The organism is Kribbella monticola (assembly GCF_003261635.1).
Lineage (GTDB): Bacteria > Actinomycetota > Actinomycetes > Propionibacteriales > Kribbellaceae > Kribbella > Kribbella monticola.
This window is the reverse complement of the sequence record NZ_QFXK01000027.1, coordinates 356,880-375,003: the sequence shown is the minus strand read 5'-3', so window position 1 is coordinate 375,003 and position 18,124 is coordinate 356,880. Positions and strand designations below refer to the sequence as shown.

Genomic DNA, 18,124 nt, shown 5'->3' with positions numbered 1-18,124 from the left:
CCGGGTGCCGACCGCGGAAAACTGTCGGCGGTACCCGGCAAGATGGGTGACGTGCAGAGATCCACCGCGTTCAGCCGCTTCTCGCCCGCGACCCGGGCGTGGTTCGGCGACGTCTTCGAGGCGGCCACCCCGGCCCAGCTCGAGGCGTGGGACGCCATCACCGCGGGCCGGGACGCACTGGTCGTGGCTCCGACAGGCTCCGGCAAGACGCTTGCCGCCTTTCTCTGGGCGCTCGACCGGCTGGCCACCGTGCCACCGCCCGACGACCCCAAACTGCGCTGCCGGGTGCTGTACGTGTCGCCGCTGAAGGCGCTGGCGGTCGACGTCGAGCGCAACCTGCGAGCTCCGCTGATCGGCATCCGCGAGACCGCCCGGCGCCTCGGTGAGGCCCCGCGAGACGTGGAGGTCGCGGTCCGCTCCGGCGACACCCCGGCGAACGAGCGGCGCAAGTTCGCGACCAAGCCGTCCGACATCCTGATCACGACCCCCGAATCGCTGTTCCTACTCCTCACCTCGCAGGCGCGCGAGTCGCTGCGTGGGGTCGAGACGGTGATCGTCGACGAGGTCCATGCCGTCGCCGGCACCAAGCGCGGCGCGCATCTGGCCCTCACGCTGGAGCGACTCGACACGCTGCTGCCGAAGCCGGCCCAGCGGATCGGCTTGTCCGCGACCGTGCGCCCAGTCGAGGAAGTGGCCCGGTTCCTCGGTGGCGAGCGGCCGGTGACAGTGGTGCAGCCAGAGTTCACCAAGCAGTGGGACCTGAGCGTCGTCGTGCCGGTCGAGGACATGGCCGAGCTGGCCAACACCGAGATCGAGACCTCGGGCAGCGCAGCCGGGCCGCCGCGGCACGCGTCGATCTGGCCGCATGTCGAGGAGCACGTGTTCGACCTGATCTCGGCGCACAGTTCCACCATCGTCTTCTCGAACTCGCGCCGCCTGGCGGAGCGACTGACCGCCAGGCTGAACGAGATCGCGGCCGAGCGCGCCGAGCGGGAGCTGCCGGAAGCGGGCTCGCCGGCCCAGCTGATGGCGCAATCGGGTGCCTCGCTCGCTGCGCCGCCGCTGATCGCGCGGGCCCATCACGGATCGGTGAGCAAAGAGCAGCGTGCCCTGATCGAGGCCGATCTGAAGTCCGGTCGGCTGCCCTGCGTCGTTGCGACCAGCAGCCTGGAGCTCGGCATCGACATGGGCGCGGTCGATCTGGTCATCCAGGTCGAGGCGCCGCCTTCGGTCGCGAGCGGTCTGCAGCGGGTCGGCCGGGCCGGGCACCAGGTCGGTGCCGTTTCGCGTGGGGTGCTCTTCCCGAAGTTCCGCGGCGACCTGGTCGACACGGCCGTCGTGGTCCAGCGGATGCGCGATGGGATGATCGAGAGCCTGCACATCCCGGCCAATCCGCTCGACGTGCTCGCCCAGCAGATCGTCTCGATCGTTGCCCTCGACACCGTCGACGTCGAGGAGCTCTTCACCCTGGTACGCCGGTGCGCCGCGTTCGCGACGCTGCCGCGTTCGGCGTACGACGGTGTGCTCGACATGCTCTCCGGGCGTTACCCCTCGGACGAGTTCGCCGAGCTGCGGCCGCGGATCGTCTTCGACCGGGTCAGTGGCCAGATCTCCGGGCGGCCGGGCGCTCAACGGCTCGCGGTCACCAGTGGCGGCACGATCCCGGACCGCGGGCTGTTCGGTGTGTTCCTGGTCGGCGAGTCCACGAACCACCGGGTCGGCGAGCTCGACGAGGAGATGGTCTACGAGTCGCGGGTCGGCGACGTGTTCACGCTGGGTGCGTCGAGTTGGCGGATCGAGGACATCACCCACGATCGGGTGCTGGTCTCCCCCGCGCCTGGTCAACCGGGGCGGCTCCCCTTCTGGAAGGGCGACGCGGTGGGCCGTCCTGCGGAGCTCGGCGCAGCGACCGGGGCATTCGTGCGGACGATGGCTGCCCTGCCTGCGACCAAGGCGGTCAAACGTGCTCGCGAGGCTGGGCTGGACGAGTTCGCGGCCAACAACCTGGTCGCGTATCTGGCCGAGCAGAAGCAGGCAACCAGCCGGGTCCCCGACGACATCACCATCGTGGTCGAGCGGTTCCGCGATGAGCTGGGCGACTGGCGGGTGTGCATCCATTCTCCGTACGGCGGTCAGGTGCACGGGCCGTGGGCGCTGGCGATCGCGGCCCGTCTCCGCGAGCGGTACGGGATGGATGCGCAGTCGGTCTCGGGCGACGACGGCATCGTGCTGCGGCTGCCGGAGACGGACGAAGCGCCGCCCGGGGCCGAGTTGGTGCTGTTCGATCCGGCGGAGATCGAGGACATCATCACCACCGAGGTCGGCGGTTCGGCCTTGTTTGCGGCACGTTTCCGCGAGTGCGCCGCGCGTGCACTGTTGTTGCCGAGGCGAAACCCGGGTAAGCGGTCGCCGCTGTGGCAGCAACGGCAGCGTTCGGCGCAATTGTTGAGTGTGGCAAGCAAGTACGGCTCGTTCCCGATCGTGCTGGAGACGCTGCGCGAGGTTCTGCAGGACGTCTACGACATCGATGCCCTGAAGGATCTGCTGACCGGGATCGGCGAGCGCCGCGTGTCCGTGGTCGAGGTGGAGACTGCGGAAGCGTCGCCGTTCGCGAAGTCGTTGCTGTTCGGCTATGTGGGCGCATTCATGTACGAGGGCGACACTCCCCTGGCCGAGAAGCGTGCCGCTGCGCTGTCCCTCGACCAAGGCCTGCTCGCCGAATTGCTGGGCAGGACCGAGCTTCGCGAACTGCTCGACGCAGAGGTCGTACTGCGCACAGAGGCCGAGCTGCAGAGGCTGGCCGAGGACCGCCGCGCCCGTGATGCCGAGGGGCTTTTCGACGTACTACGGATGGTCGGGCCGCTGTCGATCTCCGAAGCCGCGCAGCGTTGTGTCGAAGGGGCCGACGCAGAGACCTGGTTGACCGAGTTGGCCGCCGCTCGCCGGGTCGTCAGGGTGCGGATCGCCGGCGAGCATCGGTGGGCCGTCGTCGAAGATGTCGCACGCCTGCGCGACGCACTGGGCGTGCCCCTACCACCTGGTGTGGCCGAGGCTCACGCCGAGCCGGTGGCGGATCCCCTCGGCGACCTCGTCTCACGTTATGCGCGGACGCATGGTCCGTTCCGAGCCGTCGATCTCGCCACGCATCTCGGCACCGGTGTCGCCGTCGTGACGGACACCCTTCGCCGGTTGGGTGCTGCCGGGCGCGTAGTGGAAGGCGAGTTCCTCCCCGGCGGCATCGCCATGGAGTGGTGTGACAGCGAGGTGCTGCGACTACTACGGCGCCGGTCCCTCGCGGCGCTGCGCAAGGAGGTCGAGCCGGTCGATCCAGCGGTGCTGGCTCGTTTCTTGCCCGCATGGCAGGGCATCACGAGCAGCCGCGGGCGTGGGTACGACGTACTGCTGGCTGCCGTAGAGCAACTCGCGGGATGTGCGGTGCCGGCGTCGGCGCTCGAATCGATCGTGTTGCCGTCGCGCGTGCCGGGGTACCAGCCATCCATGTTGGACGAGCTGACCGCGACTGGTGAGGTGGTGTGGGCAGGCTCGGGTTCGCTGCCGGGCACCGACGGCTGGATTTCCCTGCATCTTGCGGACAATTGCGATCTGACCCTGCCCGACCCGGATGCGACCTTCGAACTGGGTGAGACCCACCAAGCGGTGCTCGACGCGCTCGCCGGCGGGGGCGCGTTCTTCTTCCGGCAACTCAGCGATGTCGTCGGCTCGACCGCCGGTGTCGTCGACGACGAGACGCTGGTGGGCGTGCTGTGGGATCTCGTCTGGGCGGGCCAGCTCACCAACGACACGCTGGCACCGGTACGCGCGCTCGTCGGTGCAGGCCGGGGCAGCCACCGAACACGCCGTACTACGCCTCGCGCGCGCCCCGGCCGGGCGATGCGACCCGGGCGACCGGCGATGCCGTCGCGCAGCGGTCCTCCGACTGCAGGCGGCCGGTGGTCATTGCTGCCCGAGCGCAATCCAGATGCGACTCGGAGGGCCCACGCGGCAGCCGAGACCCTGCTCGACCGGTACGGGATCGTCACACGAGGCTCGGTGATCACCGAGCGCACGCCAGGCGGCTTTGCCGCGGTTTACAAGGTGCTGAGCGCGTTCGAGGAGTCGGGTCGCTGCCGACGCGGGTACTTCGTGGCTGGGCTCGGGGCTGCCCAGTTCGCTCTGCCTGGGGCGGTCGACCGGCTACGGGCGATGGCTGAGCTGCCTGGGACGGCCGGCTCACCACCCCCTCGCAGTGCTGCAAATCGCCCTGGCAAGGAGGAGGTGGCCGCGCGGGCCGTAGTACTGGCTGCTTCGGATCCAGCGAACCCATATGGTGCGGCGTTGCCATGGCCGGAGCGTGACGGGCACCGGCCAGGGCGAAAGGCGGGGGCACTCGTGATGCTGGTGGACGGGCGGCTGATCGTCTACGTGGAGCGTGGCGGACGGACGGTACTGAGCTTCACCGAGGATCCCGAGTTGCTGCAACCCGCGGTCGATGCGTTGGCGCTCGCGATCAGGGACGGGCATCTGGGCAAGCTCAGTGTCGAGACCGCCGACGGCGAACAGGTCAGGCATACGGCGTTCGGGGATGCGCTGGCGAAGGCCGGTTTCCATGCGACGCCGCGGGGCCTGCGGCTGCGGGCGTGATCCATGCCTGAGGGTGACACCGTTTGGCGAGCGACGAAGCGACTGGACCAAGCGCTGGCCGGACTCGAGCTGACCCGGACCGACTTCCGCGTGCCGACGCTGGCAACGACCGACCTCAGTGGCCGGACCGTGCTCGAAGTTGTTGCTCGCGGCAAGCATTTGCTGATGCGGCTCTCCGGCGGGCTGACGATCCATACCCATTTCCGGATGGAGGGCAGTTGGCATCTGTATCGGCCCGGCGAGCGATGGAAGGGTGGTCCGGATCATCAGGTGAGAGCCGTGCTCGAGACCGAGAAGTGGGTGGCCGTCGGCTACCGGCTGCCGGTGCTCGAGGTTGTTGCCACCGACGCCGAGAACGAAGCGGTCGGGCATCTCGGGCCTGACCTGCTCTCGCCGGAGTTCGACCGCGCGACCGCGATCGCGAATCTCGCCGCCGAGCCGTCACGGACCATCAGCGAGGCGCTGCTCGACCAGCGCAACCTGGCCGGCATCGGCAACTTCTACCGTGTCGAAGTCTGCTTCCTGCTCGGGTTGCATCCGTGGCGGCCGGTCTCCTCAGTGGACCTCGGCGCGGCCGTCGATCTCAGTCGGCGGCTGATGAAGGCCAATCTGCGCAACGGCACCCAGGTCAGCACGGGCGTGGACCGGCCGGGTCAGCGCAGTTGGGTCTTTGAGCGCGCCGGGAAGCCGTGCCGGCGGTGTGGCACCACGATTCTGACGGCGCCGATCGGCGAGCCGCCGCGCGACCGGGTCAGCTTCTGGTGCCCGAACTGCCAGCCCGCTCTCTGAACCCTGTGGACAACCCGCCACACCCCTCCGAATCCGGATACCTTCTCTGACACATCGAACACTTGTTCGAGTCCGAGAGGGGAAGACCATGTGCTTCAAGTGCGACGGAATGACCGATGACCAGTACGCACGGCTGATCGAGCAGAACATCAACGCCTACGGGTGGACCGTGCAGCATGTGGAAGCCGACGGCAGTCGCAATCCGTCCTTCGCCTACACACTCGGCCTGAGCCTGCGCGGACATCCGGAGCTGATCACCTTCGGCTGCGCCCCCTACCCCGCCTACAGAGCCTTGGAGCCGCTGGCGCTGGCCGTGCTCGCCGGTCGCCGCTTCGACGAGGGCGACGACGTCAGCGATCTGTACGCCGGTCGCCCGGAGTTGCTCCGAGTGCCGGACTCGACGACCCATCTGTTCCTGGCCAACGACCTCTTCCGCCGGCCCGGGCAACCGCCGATCGCCGCGCTCCAACTGGTGTGGCCGACTCGGCTACGGCCAATGGCCGAACTGCTCGAGTTCCCGAGCCAGGACGGGGACGCCCGGTGAGGGCCTCTCAGCCGGGCAAGGGCACCGGCTCGGCTGAGGCTCGCCAGACGCCGGAAGCGGCGCCCGGGCAACGGACTGCGCGGCGGTCCAGCCGCACAAGCAACGGGTTGGGGCGGCAGTCAGTCCACACAAGCAACGGCTTGGGGCGGCGGTCAGGCCGCAGAGGCAACAACCGCGGGCTCGTGGGCCAGTACCAGAGCTTCTTCGCGCGCCAGGTCTTCGCTCACTTCGGCGAAGATCGTCGACAGCGGGACGTCCAGCGCCGTGCAGATTGCCGCGAGCAACTCGCTCGAGGCTTCCTTCTGGCCGCGCTCGACCTCGGACAGATACCCGAGACTGACTCGGGCATCGGCAGACACCTCGCGCAGTGTGCGCCCTTGGCGCAGCCGCTTGCGCCGCAGGACGTCGCCCAGGAGGCCACGAACCAGCACCATGAGGTTTCTCCCTTCCGCCTGTCGGACCGAATCTACTCGCACGGTAGCTCGGCCGTGAGGACCAACGGTACCCGTTGCCGGGTCACTACTCCTCGCAATGTCCGGCTTCGGTGCGCCGTGCCAGTCTGCCCTACCTGTTCCCATGCTGGTCCCAACACTCCGATCAGCCTGGTTCTTCCGCGACCAGCTCGACCGCCAGCTCGAAGACGCCCTGCACACTGCCCCTCCGGACAGCTTCCCGGTCACCACTCAACGACAGCCGACGAACCCGTACGCCGGTTGGGCCGGCCACGCCGACATAGACCGTCCCCGGCTCGACCCCAGCCTGCGGGTCGGGTCCGGCCACACCGGTGGTCGCCAGCCCGTAGGTGGCCCCAAGCCGCTCCCGTACGCCGGAGGCAAGGGCTGCAGCCGTGTCTGGATGGACCGGTCCAACATCGGCCAGCAGATCCGCGGGGACGCCTGCGAGCGTCGCCTTCAGGTCCGTGGCGTAGACGATCACGCCACCTCGGTAGATCGCCGAGATTCCGGCGACTTCGGTCAGCGCTGCACCCACCATGCCGCCGGTCAGCGACTCGGCGGTGGCCAGCGTGGCTTCGCGCTCCCGCACGAGCTCGATCAGCTTGTGCATCGCCGCCTGTGACTCGTCGTGGGTCATGGCAGCGGCCTCTTGGCGGCGGCCCGGAGGCGGAGTGCGCGGCCCACGTAGTCCAGACCCGTGACGATCGTGACGATCACGGCTGCGCCCATGAAGACGATGGCGGTCCAGTGCAGGACAGCAACGGACTGCCATGGAAGGAGGTAGAGACCCAATGCGAACGCCTGCAGGACGGTCTTCAGTTTGCCGCCACGGCTGGCCGGCATCACGCCGTGCCGGATCACCCAGAAGCGGAGCGCTGTCACACCCCATTCGCGCACCATCACGACGATGGTCACCCACCAAGGCAGGTCACCAAGGATCGACAACCCGATGAACGCGGCCCCGGTCAGCGCCTTGTCGGCGATCGGGTCGGCGATCTTGCCGAAGTTCGTCACCAGGTTCCAGCGCCGGGCGATGTCCCCGTCGAACCGATCGGTGACGATGGCCACCACGAAGGCGGCCGTCGCGAGCAGCCGGGCACCTTCGGCGTCGCCGCCGTCGCGGAGCAGCAGCCAGACGAACAACGGCACGAGTACGAGCCGCAGCACGGTCAGCGCGTTGGCCACATTCCAGGCACTCGGCGCGCTGAGCGGGCCGGCTGCCGCGCGCGGCACCGGGTTCGTCGGCGGGATCGTCACGCGGTCAGGTTAGCTGCCGGGACGCCTTCCCGGGTGGCCACGTGCGCGGCGTATTCCGCGATCAGGTCGACGCCATCGCTCCCGACCACCTCGGCGGACACCAGGTCGCCGACGGCCAGGCCGTCCGGAAGGCCGGTCAGCGTCGTCGAACCGTCCACCTCGGGGCCCTGGTGTGCGGCGCGGCCCTCGGCGGTGCCGTCCTCGATCGACTCGATGAGGATCTCCACCGTCTCGCCGATCCGGGCCTCCGCGCGGGCCGAGGTCAGGTCCTCGGCCAGTCGGGTCACCCGGTCGAGGCGAGCCGCGATGGTGTCCTCATCCAGCTTGCCGTCGTACGTCTCCGCCTCGGTGCCGTCCTCGTCGGAGTAACCGAACACCCCGATCGCGTCCAGACCGGCGCGGGAAAGGAAGTCGCAGAGAATGTCCACGTCCTCCTCGGTCTCCCCCGGGAAGCCGACGATCACGTTGCTCCGGATACCCGCGGTCGGCGCCTGCGCGCGGACCAGCTCGATCAGGTCGAGGAAGCGCTCCGCGTCGCCGAACCGGCGCATCCGCCGCAGCAGCGGGCCGGAAGCATGCTGGAAGGAGAGATCGAAGTACGGGACGACGCCCGGAGTCGACGCCATCGCTGTGATGAGCGTCGGGCGCATCTCGGCCGGCTGCAGGTACGAGACGCGCACCCGGGTCAGACCCGGAACGGCCGCGATCTCGCCGACGAGCGTCTCCAGCAAACGGATGTCGCCCAGATCCTTGCCGTACGAGGTGGAGTTCTCGGAGACCAGGAAGACCTCGCGGACCCCGTTCTCGGCCAGCCAGTGGGCTTCGCCGAGCACCTCGGTCGGCCGGCGCGAGACGAAGGCACCACGGAAGGCAGGGATCGCGCAGAACGCGCAACGGCGGTCACAGCCGGAGGCGAGCTTGAGCGGCGCCATCGGGCCGCCGTCGAGACGACGGCGCATCACGCGAGGGCCACTGGCCGGTGCGGACTGCAGATCAGGCGCATCGATGGTCAGCTCGCGGTCGGAGGCCTTGACCGTCCTGCCCTTGAGTTCACGATCGGTCGAGCCGCCGGTGAGGTCGGCGCGAGTGACGCCCGCCTTCTCAAGCTCGTCGTCCGTCAAAGCCTGGCCGTCGAGCACGCTGAACTCGGCACTCACCGGCGTCAACGAACGACCAACCTCAGCCTGCGAGTTGGTTGCCGCTTGCGCGGAGGGATCGCCGCTGCCGTCTGCACGCGGGTCACTTGCTGACGATGCGGAGGGGTCGCCGGGAGCGGCTTGCATGCTGCTTGGCGACGGTGCGTTGGGGTTGCCGTGGCCGGGGACTGCGACGCCGGGGGCGTTGGCGCGGTCGGCCGGGGCGAGTGGGAGCAGCTTGCGACGGTCGCGGGGGACGTGCGACTGGTGCTTGTTGCCGGCGAGGATCGACCGGAGGCGCTCGGAGATGTCGGCGTAGTCGTCGAAGCCGAGCACGGCGTCTGTCTCGGGGAGCGCCTCGGCCAGTTGCTCGCCGTACCGCTCGGCGAGGCAGCCGACAGCCACGACAGCCTGCGTGCGGCCGGAGTCCTTGTAGTCCGAGGCGGCCAGCAAGGTGTCGACCGAGTCCTTCTTCGCGGCCTCGACAAAACCACAGGTGTTGACCACCACGGTGTCGGCCTCGGCGGCATCGTCGACGAGGCGGAATCCGCCGGCTTCCAATCGGCCGGCCAACTCCTCGGAGTCGACGTCGTTACGAGCACAGCCCAGCGTGACCAGGGCGACGGTGGTGGGTGTCTTAGTCATCACCCACGAGTATGACTGCTCCGCCCACCCCACAGAAACCAGCCCATCAGCACCACTCCCCCAGAGGCATGCGATCGGTGCCGCCGAGCAGACGGGCGAGTCCCTCGGCCAAGTACGCGAACGTATACGCAGGGGGTGGAGCGAATGTGCACGCGGGGGTGGGATAGGTGGCAGCACGCTGACGGTGGCGCACGCAGCCGCCGCACCCGCCCGCCGAGGACGCAAGCCGGCGGCCCCCGGCGCGGAAAGAGCAGGCTGGGCCGCGAGCCGGGCTTACTTGTCGGAGCGAACGGGCCTGCTTGCCGGAGCCAACGGGCCTACCGGTCCAGCGCGAACGGACCTACTTCCCGGCCGAGGTGGCCCAGTTGGCCGGTGAGTGAGCCTACTTGTCCGGTGAGTGGCCTACTTGTCCGGCGCGAACGGGCGTACTTGGCCGGCGAGCGGGCCTAGTTGCCCTTGAGTGGGCCTACTTGGCCGGTGAGTGGGCCTGCTTGGCCGGCGAGGGGGCCTACTTTTCTTTTTGGATTGTGCCGGTGGGGGTGATGATGAAGCGTTTGGATTTGGGGGCTGCTGGTTTGTCGTTGATGCGGATGGTGATGTTCGCCAGCGAGCCGAGGCTGACGCGGATGGAGCCTGGGTAGACGACTGTCTGGGACGAGCCGGGGCCTAGCAGGCCCTGGAAGAGTTTGAGGCCGTGGTAGTTCCGCAAGGTGACGTACGAGCCGTCCTTGGTGGCCGTGAGGGTCAGCTTGACCTTCTTGGCGGCCGGCTTCACCGGTGTCACCGGCGGTTTCGTCGACGTCTTGGTGGGAGTCGGCTTCGGCGACGGGGTCGTCACGGCGATCGTCGGGGTGGTGCGGGAGGCGTTCGCCTCGATGTCGCTCGGGAGCGTGAAGAGACGGATCATCCCCCAGCCCATCAGGCAGACCAGGATGGCGCCGACGACGAGCGTCCAGCGCGGCCGGGCCGGGTGCAGCGACGGTCCCTTCGCGGTCAGGCGTTCCTCGCGACGAGTGCGATCTGCGTCCTCTGTCGGGTGCGACTCGTCGTACTTCGCCAGCAGGACGGCTGGATCCGCCTTCACGACTCGCGCGATCGCCCGGATGTGGCCGCGGGCGTAGAAGTTGCCGCCGCAACGGGAGAAGTCGTCGGCTTCCATCGCCGTGAGCAGGCCGGTTCTGATCCGGGTCGCGGCGCTCAGCTGGTCAATCGTCAGGCCCGCCCGTTCGCGGGCTGCTGTGAGCTCGCTGCCGATGCTCACGCCATCACCGCCTCTCCACCGTGCCTGATTGTTCGGTCCCGTCGACTCCACTAGTCAACGGTCGCGGGCCGACGGGGTCACGGACGGGTCAGAGTTGTTCCCTGACCGGACACCTGGCATCGGCCAGCATGTGCAGCGCTTGCAGCACTTCCCCGTTCGACGGCCGCGCCGTCAACCCGAACGGTACCGCGAGAGACGTCCCGGTCAGCCGACGGTTGGCATCGGTGACCTTGCGAGTCGTCTCGGGCATCGCGGCCACGACTGGTCCGGGGTCGAGCAGGTGGACCGCGATCCGGCCGTCGTCGAGCAGGTGCCGGCGTCGCAGTACGGTGACTTCTTCGATCTCTTCCCAGCGGGCGCCGATCCACTCGTCGCGGATCCGCAGCCGGATCCCGACCTTGTCGGCAACGAACATGTCCCCGGTCGTGAGGCCCCGGGCGCACACCACGGCCAGCGCAGCGAAAGCGGCGGCCGCGATCCAGCGCAGTACGCCGGTGGCGCTGGTCGACGCGGACGCGGCGAAGCCGATCGCGACCAGTGCCGCGCCGGCCGCGAGCGCGCCGTGGACCTGCTGCGAACCGCGGATCGTGAACTCCTGGCTCACGGCGTCCGCGTCCACCGGGTGGGCGTGGGGCATCGTGGAAGAGGCGGTCACGGGTCACTCTCCTCGCAGTGTGGCGATGAAGTCCTCTAGATCGTCCGGTTTCACCAGGACGTCGCGGGCCTTGGATCCCTCGCTCGGCCCGACCACGCCCCGGCTCTCCAGGATGTCCATCAGCCGGCCAGCCTTGGCGAAACCGACCCGGAGCTTACGCTGCAGCATCGACGTGGAGCCGAACTGCGTGGAAACGATCAGTTCGGCGGCTTGCACGACCAGGTCCATGTCGTCGCCGATCTCGTCGTCGAGGTCCTTCGAAGGACCGGCGACAGCGGTGACGTCCTCGCGGTACGTCGGCTGCAACTGCTCCTTGCAGTGCTCGACGACCGCGCGGATCTCGTTCTCGGTGACCCAGGAACCCTGGATACGCATCGGCTTGCTCGCGCCCATCGGCAGGAACAGGCCGTCGCCTTGACCGACCAGCTTCTCCGCGCCCGGCTGGTCCAGGATGACCCGGCTGTCGGCCAGTGACGAGGTCGCGAAGGCGAGCCGGGAGGGCACGTTGGCCTTGATCAGACCGGTCACGACGTCGACCGACGGCCGCTGCGTGGCCAGCACCAGGTGGATACCGGCGGCGCGGGCGAGCTGGGTGATGCGGACGATCGAGTCCTCCACGTCGCGCGGCGCGACCATCATCAGGTCGGCCAGCTCGTCGACGATCACCAGCAGGTACGGGTACGGCGAGAGCACGCGCTCGCTGCCGGGCGGCGGCTTCACCTTGCCGCTGCGGACCGCCTTGTTGAAGTCGTCCACGTGCCGGAACCCGAAGGCCGCCAGGTCGTCGTACCGCATGTCCATCTCGCGGACGACCCACTGCAGCGCCTCGGCCGCCTTCTTGGCGTTGGTGATGATCGGCGTGATCAGGTGCGGGATGCCCTCGTAGTTGTTCAGCTCGACCCGCTTGGGGTCGACCAGCACCATCCGGACCTCGTCCGGCGTCGAGCGCATCAGCACCGAGGTGATCAGCGAGTTCACGAACGACGACTTGCCGGAGCCGGTCGCGCCGGCGACGAGCAGGTGCGGCATCTTGGCCATGTTCGCGACCACGAAGCCGCCTTCGACGTCCTTGCCGAGCCCGGCGATCATCGGGTGATGGTCGTTGCGGGCGGTGGCGGACCGGATCACGTCGCCGAGGCTGACGATCTCCTTGTCGGTGTTCGGGATCTCGATGCCGATCGCGGACTTGCCCGGGATCGGCGACAGGATCCGCACGTCGGCGCTGGCGACGGCGTACGCGATGTTCTTGCTCAGCGCGGTGACCTTCTCCACCTTCACCGCGGAACCGAGCTCGACCTCGTACCGCGTGACGGTCGGGCCACGCGTGTAGCCGGTGACCTGCGCGTCGATGCCGAACTGGTCGAACACCTCGGTCAGCCGGTCGACAACGGCGTCCGAAGCCTTCGTCCGGGCCTTGTGGACCGAACCGGGCTTCAGGATCTGACCGTCGGGAAGCGTGTAGGTGATGTCGCCGGAGAGGCTCAACTGCTCGACGCGCTGCGGCAGCGGCGTGTGTGGTGGCGGCTCGGGAGCCGACTCGGGCTGAGCAGCAGCCGGCTTCATCGCGGCAGCAACCGCGCCGTACGCCGGCGGAGCACCAGCCGCCACGTCGCCGTCGACGTCGTACGGCTCCTCCTCCGCGGCCTTCTTGCGGCCACGCTTGGAGATCTCGCGCCCCTCGAGCACAGGCGAGTCGTACGGCTTGACGGTAGGCTCGCCGTCCTCGTCCAGAGCTGCCTTCGCCCGGCGCTCCTTGCGCGTGAGCCGGACGGTCTCGTCGGCAGCGGCCGCGACCGACGGGGCATCCGAGGGAATCTCCGTACGGCCGAGCAGTACGTCGAATGCCGCCCGCACTCGCAGCGGTACCGCGTAGATCGGCGTTCCGGTGACCACGAGGGCGCCGAAGATCGACAGCAGCACAAGGAGAGGCGCCGCGACATACTGCGTGAGCAGGTCGGACAGGAGCGAGGACACGACGTACCCGATTGCGCCGCCGGCATCCTGCAGGCTGCCGTCCGCGGAATTGCCCGGGCGAGGGATGCCGTTGGCGATGTGGACCAGGCCGAGGACACCGAGCGAGATCGCCGTCCAGCCAATCACCTGGCGTCCAGCCGGGCCGTTGCGGTCCGGGTGACGCAGGGTGCGCAGAGCGATGAACAGAAGCATCAGCGGAACCGCCCAGCCGAGCATGCCGACGCTGCCACCTACGACGGTCCGTACTGCGTTGCCGACCGCGCCGGGCAGTTGCCACCAGAGCGCAGCGGCCACGACGACCGCCAGGCCGATCAGGGTGAGCCCGGCACCGTCACGACGGTGTGCCGGGTCAAGGTCACGGGCGCCGTGGCCGACACCGCGGACCACACTGCCGAGCAGGTGCGCGATGCCGATCCAGCACTTCACGAAGCCACGCCCGAGGTACAGCATGGTGGCCGCGAACGGACCCGCGCCGGTGGGTCGGGACGCGCTGGGACGCGCAGTGGTGGAGCCACTGCGCTTCTTCGCGCTCTGCCCACGCTTCTGGGCGCCTGACGGACGGGAGCGTCCACCAGCTGCCGACCGGCCCGTTCCAGGGCTGTTGGCTGCCGACTTCCGCGCCCGCGCCGGGGAAGACGTGCGGGTCGCCATATCTAGCAGGCTACCCCGACAACCTCTCGAGTCCCACGTGTCACACGCCGATCACGCTGCCCCATCCGTAGCGTCACGGCGCAGACACCGGCGCGGCGCCGCCGCCGGACACCATGTGGGGGCACCGCGACCGCGCCGGCCGGTCGCGGTGCCCGAGCTGCCCACGGGCCAGCTGTCGAGATGCAGGAGCGTTCCGTCGACACCTGAGGCCGGGTCAGGCGCCGGTGACGCCGTCGAGCTGTTCGCGCAGGAAGTCCGCGTGCCCACAGTGCCGCGCGTATTCGCCGATCAGGTGGATGTAGATCATCCGCAGCGACGACACCTCGTCACGGAACGTGAACCGCTCGTCGAGCGATCGCCCCGCCGCCGCCTTGTCCGACAGCTCCCACTCCTCGATCAGACCTTCGTACTCCGCTTGGGCGCGACTCGCGTCGATCAGCTCGAAGTCCGCGTCCTTGCCGAGCTCGGGGGCGAAGACGGGTTCAGCCGGTGCACCGTCGGCGAAGTGGATTCGGAACCAGATCCGCTCCACCTTGGTGAGGTGTCGGATCAGCCCGAGCAGCGACAGGTTCGACGGCGGCGCGGGACGCTCGGCCAACTGCTCGGCGGTCAGGCCGGCGCACTTGTACAGCAGGGTGGTCCGGTAGAAGTCCAGGTAGCCGGCGAGCAACTCTCGCTCGGGCGCCACCAGCGAGCCCTCGGGCCGGGTGACTTCGGGTGCGATCCAGGTCATCCGCGCATCCTCCCCCGCCGGCACCACGCAGTACCAATCCTTATCCCGCGGCGACGAGCCTGTTCATCCCGCCGCGAGGAACCGGAGCTTCATCCCCCGCGAGGAACCGGAGCTTCATCCCGGCGCGAGGAACCGGAGCTTCATCCCCCGCGAGAACCCGGAGCTTCATCCCGCCGCGAGGAACCGCAGGCCGTCGCGTAGATAGACCCGCGGGTTCGTGTCGAGGTGGTTTGCCCAGTCCGGCGCGGGCTCGCCGCGGAGCCAGGCATATCTCGCCAGCGCGTAGCCGTACATCGCCTCGGTCAGGTAGCCGAGCCGGCTGGTCCGGTAGCTTCCCCGCGAGTTGCGGAACTCGAACGCCGCGTTGGCCGAGAAGATGCCGAAGCCGAAGAAGACGGTGAACAGGTCCGTGAGCGGCTCTCCGTCCCGCCGGGATCGTGAGATTCGCGACTCGCCCAGCAATCGTTCGTGGCCGAGTTCGTGCGCGATGGTCGCGACCAGCGCCAGCGGCTCGCGCGCCTTGGCCGACTGCACCGTGATGACGGTGGCTCCATCGCGTCGCTGCCAATGGCCGGCAGCATCCTCGCTCTGATAGTTCACCGGCAGCACCGAGAGCAGCTCCGTGGCCTCTTGGGGTTCGATCTCCAGCTTCACCCGCTCCGGCTCGACGGCGACCAACCCGCAGATCTTGGCGAAGACAGCCCGTACGTCGTCCTCGGTGCCGCGGTAGCCGGCCGGGAAGAACGAAGCCTCGGGGACAACGACCGGGCGCCGCAGGATCTCGGTGCCGAACTCGTCGGCGAACAAGTCCAGCGATTCCTCGATCCAGAGCTGTTCCTCGGTGCGTACCGGGCACTTCGGCTGCTTGTTCCACCACATCGTGAGCCACCTCCGGCTGGTCGGACGCAGAACGGCCCCGTCAGGTTGCGTCTCAACATGTGTCCAGCTATCCCAGAAGATGAGATTGGTGCTGGCGCAGGCAATGGTTCGTTGGTTACGGTCTTGGCCAGGTCATGAGTGTCAGCGTCAAGCCCCGGCTCGCTGGCCGGCAACCCTCCTCCGCGGTGGGGTGCCCCGGGTGAGGACCCGGCCGTTCGGATGCCCCGATCGGCAAGTGCGGACCACCGGGAGCAGAAACATGTCGATCCTCTCCATCCTCGAGCCTGCCAACGCCACCGCCGCGCGGCCGGCCAGTGTGCGGCTGACCAACGGCAGCATCCCCGCCACCGTCGGCTCCGATCTGCTGGTGCCGCTGGCGGACGGCCGCGTCACCGACTACGCCAACTTCGACCACGGCGCGAGCGCACCCTGTCTGGAGTCGGTGCGAGCCGCGGTAGAGGCCGCCCTCCCGTCGTACGCGTCCGTGCATCGCGGCAACGGCTACGCGTCCCGGATCACCACCCAGTGGTACGAGCGGGCCCGCGCCGAGGTGCACGGCTTCGTCGGCGCCCGCGAGGACGATCAGGTCATCTTCACGCGGCAGACCACCGACGCCCTCAACCTCCTGGCCCGCGCAGTACCGGCCGACGCGACGGTGATCGTCTTCGAGTCGGAGCACCACGCAGCGCTGCTCCCCTGGCCGGCCGACCGCACAGTTCGTCTAGCGGCGCCCAGCTCGACAACCCAGGCCGTAACTGCCGTCGCCGACGCACTGCGCACCGCGCCCGAAGGACCGCGGCTGGTCGTCGTCACCGGGGCGTCCAACGTCACCGGCGAAATCTTCCCGATCGCAGAGATCGCCGCTGTCGCCAGGGCCCATGGTGCCCGGACCTGCCTCGACGCAGCCCAGTTGGCGCCGCACCGCGTGGTGAACATCGAAGAGCTCGACGTCGACTGGGTCGCCCTGTCCGGCCACAAGCTGTACGCCCCGTACGGCGCGGGCGCGTTGATCGGCCGCACCGACTGGCTCGACGCCGCAGACCCCTACCTGTACGGCGGTGGCGCGACTGCAGCCGTCAACGGCAACGACACGGTGTGGAACCAAGGCCCCGCAAGGCACGAGGGCGGCTCTCCCAACGTCATCGGTGCGATCGCCCTGGCAGCAGCATGTGCGGCGATCACCAAGCACCGCGAGGCGATCGAGCAACACGAGCGCAGCCTGCTGGCGCGCCTCCGGACCGGTCTGGCGCAGCTGCCCGGCGTAACGACGTACTCGATCTTCGGTGTTGAGGCCGACCGGGTCGGCACGGTCTGCTTCACCGTCGACGGCATCAGCTCGACGCTGGTGTCCGCTGCGCTCGCCGCCGAGTACGGCATCGGCGTACGCGACGGCAAGTTCTGCGCACACCCGCTGGTCGGCCACCTACTCGCCGACTCCCCGGAGCACGGTACTGCGGTGCGCGCGAGCCTGGGTCTCGCCACGACCCGCGAGCACGTCGATCGCCTCGTCAACGCCGTCCGCACCCTGGCCACCAACGGTCTGAGCCGCCGCTACGAAGAATCCACCCACGGCTGCCAGCCCGCCGACGACCCCCGCGACCTCGAGGCCCCCCGCATCTGGTGACGCGCCTCAGCCGTCCCGCTCGTCAGCGCTCAGCAAGTCGCCTCACCGCTACGGTCGCTGAGAACGAGCTGTCAGCCAGGTGGCGATCTGACTGCGGGAGCTGAAGCCGAGCTTGTCGAGGATGTGGACGACATGCGATTCGGCGGTCCGCCGGCTGATCACCAGCCGCAGCGCGATCTCCTTGTTGGTCAGGCCTTGGGCAACCAGTTCGGCGACCTGGTACTCGCGTTCACTCAGCGACCCAGGTCGTGCGGCGGCGGGACGCGGTTCGGCGACCCCGGCGTCGCTGCCAACGGCGTACGAGATCGCGTGGTCGAACTCGACGGCGGCAGCCGCACCGCGGTCGAAGGCGGCCTGGTAGCGCTCAGGGCCGAGCGCCTCCAAGGTGTTGCGTTCGCAGGTCTCGTGGGCGTCGATCATCAACAGCGAGCCCAGCATCGGCTGTCCGCCACCCAGCTGCCAGAGCTTGCTCCCGACTCCAAGCAGTACGGCGGCGCGCTCGAACCGGCCCATTGCCGCGGTCGTCCAGCACAGCAACTCCAGCCACGTCGCCGCGCCCAGTACGTCGTTGAAGCTCCGCGCCAGCCGGACGGCCTCGGTCAACCCGGCGGCGGCCTCGCTGTACTCCCCCAGCATCCAGCGGCTGAGCGAGCAGGCGAACAACAACGCACTGCGCGCATACTGCTCGCCAGTCTCCTCACAGAGCTCCAGACCACGGCTCGCAGTCGCCAACCCCTCGCGCAGCTGTCCCTGCCAGATCTCTGCCTGAGCAATGGCGGAGTAGAGCTGCAGTACGAAGCTGCCTGCTCCATTGAGCGCTTCGAGCCGCGCCAGCGCGTCGCGGAAGAGCGGCAGCGACTTCTCGATGTCGCCGGTCATG

General features: G+C 68.9%; 15 protein-coding genes and 1 riboswitch. Of the genes, 5 read left to right on the top strand and 10 right to left on the bottom strand.

The features are described 5' to 3' along the window. The first annotated feature begins 42 nt into the window (after positions 1 to 42). The 3 genes from DIZ26_RS12735 (at position 43) to DIZ26_RS12725 (ending at position 5,974) form a co-directional block, all read left to right on the top strand. Complete coding sequence (locus DIZ26_RS12735; RefSeq protein ID WP_112241140.1) at positions 43 to 4,641, top strand: ATP-dependent helicase; 4,599 nt, start codon at positions 43 to 45, stop codon at positions 4,639 to 4,641. A gap of 3 nt (positions 4,642 to 4,644) precedes the next feature. Continuing rightward, positions 4,645 to 5,430: an Fpg/Nei family DNA glycosylase gene (locus DIZ26_RS12730; RefSeq protein ID WP_112240690.1), complete on the top strand. Its 786-nt coding sequence runs from the start codon at positions 4,645 to 4,647 to the stop codon at positions 5,428 to 5,430. A gap of 109 nt (positions 5,431 to 5,539) precedes the next feature. Continuing rightward, a complete protein-coding gene (locus DIZ26_RS12725) occupies positions 5,540 to 5,974 on the top strand; it encodes a DUF4262 domain-containing protein (protein WP_157979692.1) in 435 nt (144 codons plus the stop codon). Between the two features lie 152 nt (positions 5,975 to 6,126). Here DIZ26_RS12725 and DIZ26_RS12720 read toward each other — a convergent pair whose 3' ends face one another. The 4 genes from DIZ26_RS12720 to DIZ26_RS12705 form a co-directional block, all read right to left on the bottom strand. After that, positions 6,127 to 6,408, bottom strand: coding sequence for a helix-turn-helix domain-containing protein (locus DIZ26_RS12720; RefSeq protein WP_112240686.1), 282 nt, complete (start codon positions 6,406 to 6,408; stop codon positions 6,127 to 6,129). A 163-nt stretch (positions 6,409 to 6,571) separates the two neighbouring features. Continuing rightward, positions 6,572 to 7,066 carry a CinA family protein gene (locus tag DIZ26_RS12715; RefSeq protein ID WP_232828297.1) on the bottom strand — a complete coding sequence of 165 codons (495 nt, stop codon included), beginning with the start codon at positions 7,064 to 7,066 and terminating at the stop codon, positions 6,572 to 6,574. Continuing rightward, positions 7,063 to 7,686 carry a CDP-diacylglycerol--glycerol-3-phosphate 3-phosphatidyltransferase gene (gene pgsA, locus DIZ26_RS12710; protein ID WP_112240684.1) on the bottom strand — a complete coding sequence of 208 codons (624 nt, stop codon included), beginning with the start codon at positions 7,684 to 7,686 and terminating at the stop codon, positions 7,063 to 7,065. The genes DIZ26_RS12715 and pgsA overlap by 4 nt, the downstream gene beginning before the upstream one ends. Beyond that, entirely contained in the window at positions 7,683 to 9,467 is a 1,785-nt protein-coding gene (locus DIZ26_RS12705; protein WP_112240682.1) for a MiaB/RimO family radical SAM methylthiotransferase, read from the bottom strand. The genes pgsA and DIZ26_RS12705 overlap by 4 nt, the downstream gene beginning before the upstream one ends. On the opposite strand from DIZ26_RS12705, the gene DIZ26_RS39215 reads away from it, so the two are divergent. Continuing rightward, complete coding sequence (locus DIZ26_RS39215; protein WP_456298632.1) at positions 9,433 to 9,843, top strand: wHTH domain-containing protein; 411 nt, start codon at positions 9,433 to 9,435, stop codon at positions 9,841 to 9,843. The two genes, DIZ26_RS12705 and DIZ26_RS39215, sit on opposite strands and share 35 nt — an antisense overlap. Before the next feature lie 132 nt (positions 9,844 to 9,975). Here the strand turns inward: DIZ26_RS39215 and DIZ26_RS12700 are convergent, their stop codons facing one another. From DIZ26_RS12700 to DIZ26_RS12680, 5 genes are all read right to left on the bottom strand, one after another. Beyond that, a complete protein-coding gene (locus DIZ26_RS12700) occupies positions 9,976 to 10,728 on the bottom strand; it encodes a helix-turn-helix domain-containing protein (protein ID WP_112240680.1) in 753 nt (250 codons plus the stop codon). 88 nt (positions 10,729 to 10,816) lie between these two features. Next, complete coding sequence (locus tag DIZ26_RS12695) at positions 10,817 to 11,383, bottom strand: hypothetical protein (RefSeq protein ID WP_112240674.1); 567 nt, start codon at positions 11,381 to 11,383, stop codon at positions 10,817 to 10,819. A gap of 3 nt (positions 11,384 to 11,386) precedes the next feature. After that, positions 11,387 to 13,807 (bottom strand): FtsK/SpoIIIE family DNA translocase, encoded by a 2,421-nt coding sequence (locus DIZ26_RS12690; RefSeq protein WP_112240672.1) that lies wholly within the window; start codon positions 13,805 to 13,807, stop codon positions 11,387 to 11,389. 415 nt (positions 13,808 to 14,222) lie between these two features. Further along, positions 14,223 to 14,741: a DinB family protein gene (locus DIZ26_RS12685; protein ID WP_112240670.1), complete on the bottom strand. Its 519-nt coding sequence runs from the start codon at positions 14,739 to 14,741 to the stop codon at positions 14,223 to 14,225. A gap of 165 nt (positions 14,742 to 14,906) precedes the next feature. Beyond that, positions 14,907 to 15,620: a hypothetical protein gene (locus tag DIZ26_RS12680; protein WP_112240668.1), complete on the bottom strand. Its 714-nt coding sequence runs from the start codon at positions 15,618 to 15,620 to the stop codon at positions 14,907 to 14,909. Between the two features lie 130 nt (positions 15,621 to 15,750). Beyond that, a riboswitch (SAM riboswitch) is annotated at positions 15,751 to 15,864 on the top strand. A 15-nt stretch (positions 15,865 to 15,879) separates the two neighbouring features. Here DIZ26_RS12680 and DIZ26_RS12675 point away from each other — a divergent pair. Then, on the top strand, positions 15,880 to 17,244 hold the full coding sequence (locus DIZ26_RS12675) for an aminotransferase class V-fold PLP-dependent enzyme (protein ID WP_112240666.1): 1,365 nt from the start codon (positions 15,880 to 15,882) through the stop codon (positions 17,242 to 17,244). Between the two features lie 48 nt (positions 17,245 to 17,292). Here the strand turns inward: DIZ26_RS12675 and DIZ26_RS12670 are convergent, their stop codons facing one another. Then, positions 17,293 to 18,123: a helix-turn-helix transcriptional regulator gene (locus DIZ26_RS12670; RefSeq protein WP_112240664.1), complete on the bottom strand. Its 831-nt coding sequence runs from the start codon at positions 18,121 to 18,123 to the stop codon at positions 17,293 to 17,295. Between the last annotated feature and the right edge of the window lies 1 nt (position 18,124).

What these genes read in the sequence shown, in the direction of transcription:
- DIZ26_RS12725 (WP_157979692.1), top strand. Translation starts at nt 5,540, where the DNA reads ATGACCGATGACCAGTACGCACGGCTGATCGAGCAGAACATCAACGCC.
- DIZ26_RS12670 (WP_112240664.1), bottom strand. Translation starts at nt 18,123, where the DNA reads ATGACCGGCGACATCGAGAAGTCGCTGCCGCTCTTCCGCGACGCGCTG.
- DIZ26_RS12675 (WP_112240666.1), top strand. Translation starts at nt 15,880, where the DNA reads ATGTCGATCCTCTCCATCCTCGAGCCTGCCAACGCCACCGCCGCGCGG.
- DIZ26_RS12715 (WP_232828297.1), bottom strand. Translation starts at nt 7,066, where the DNA reads ATGACCCACGACGAGTCACAGGCGGCGATGCACAAGCTGATCGAGCTC.
- DIZ26_RS12685 (WP_112240670.1), bottom strand. Translation starts at nt 14,741, where the DNA reads ATGACCTGGATCGCACCCGAAGTCACCCGGCCCGAGGGCTCGCTGGTG.
- DIZ26_RS12730 (WP_112240690.1), top strand. Translation starts at nt 4,645, where the DNA reads ATGCCTGAGGGTGACACCGTTTGGCGAGCGACGAAGCGACTGGACCAA.
- DIZ26_RS12705 (WP_112240682.1), bottom strand. Translation starts at nt 9,467, where the DNA reads ATGACTAAGACACCCACCACCGTCGCCCTGGTCACGCTGGGCTGTGCT.
- DIZ26_RS12720 (WP_112240686.1), bottom strand. Translation starts at nt 6,408, where the DNA reads ATGGTGCTGGTTCGTGGCCTCCTGGGCGACGTCCTGCGGCGCAAGCGG.
- DIZ26_RS12680 (WP_112240668.1), bottom strand. Translation starts at nt 15,620, where the DNA reads ATGTGGTGGAACAAGCAGCCGAAGTGCCCGGTACGCACCGAGGAACAG.
- DIZ26_RS12690 (WP_112240672.1), bottom strand. Translation starts at nt 13,807, where the DNA reads ATGCTGTACCTCGGGCGTGGCTTCGTGAAGTGCTGGATCGGCATCGCG.
- DIZ26_RS12735 (WP_112241140.1), top strand. Translation starts at nt 43, where the DNA reads ATGGGTGACGTGCAGAGATCCACCGCGTTCAGCCGCTTCTCGCCCGCG.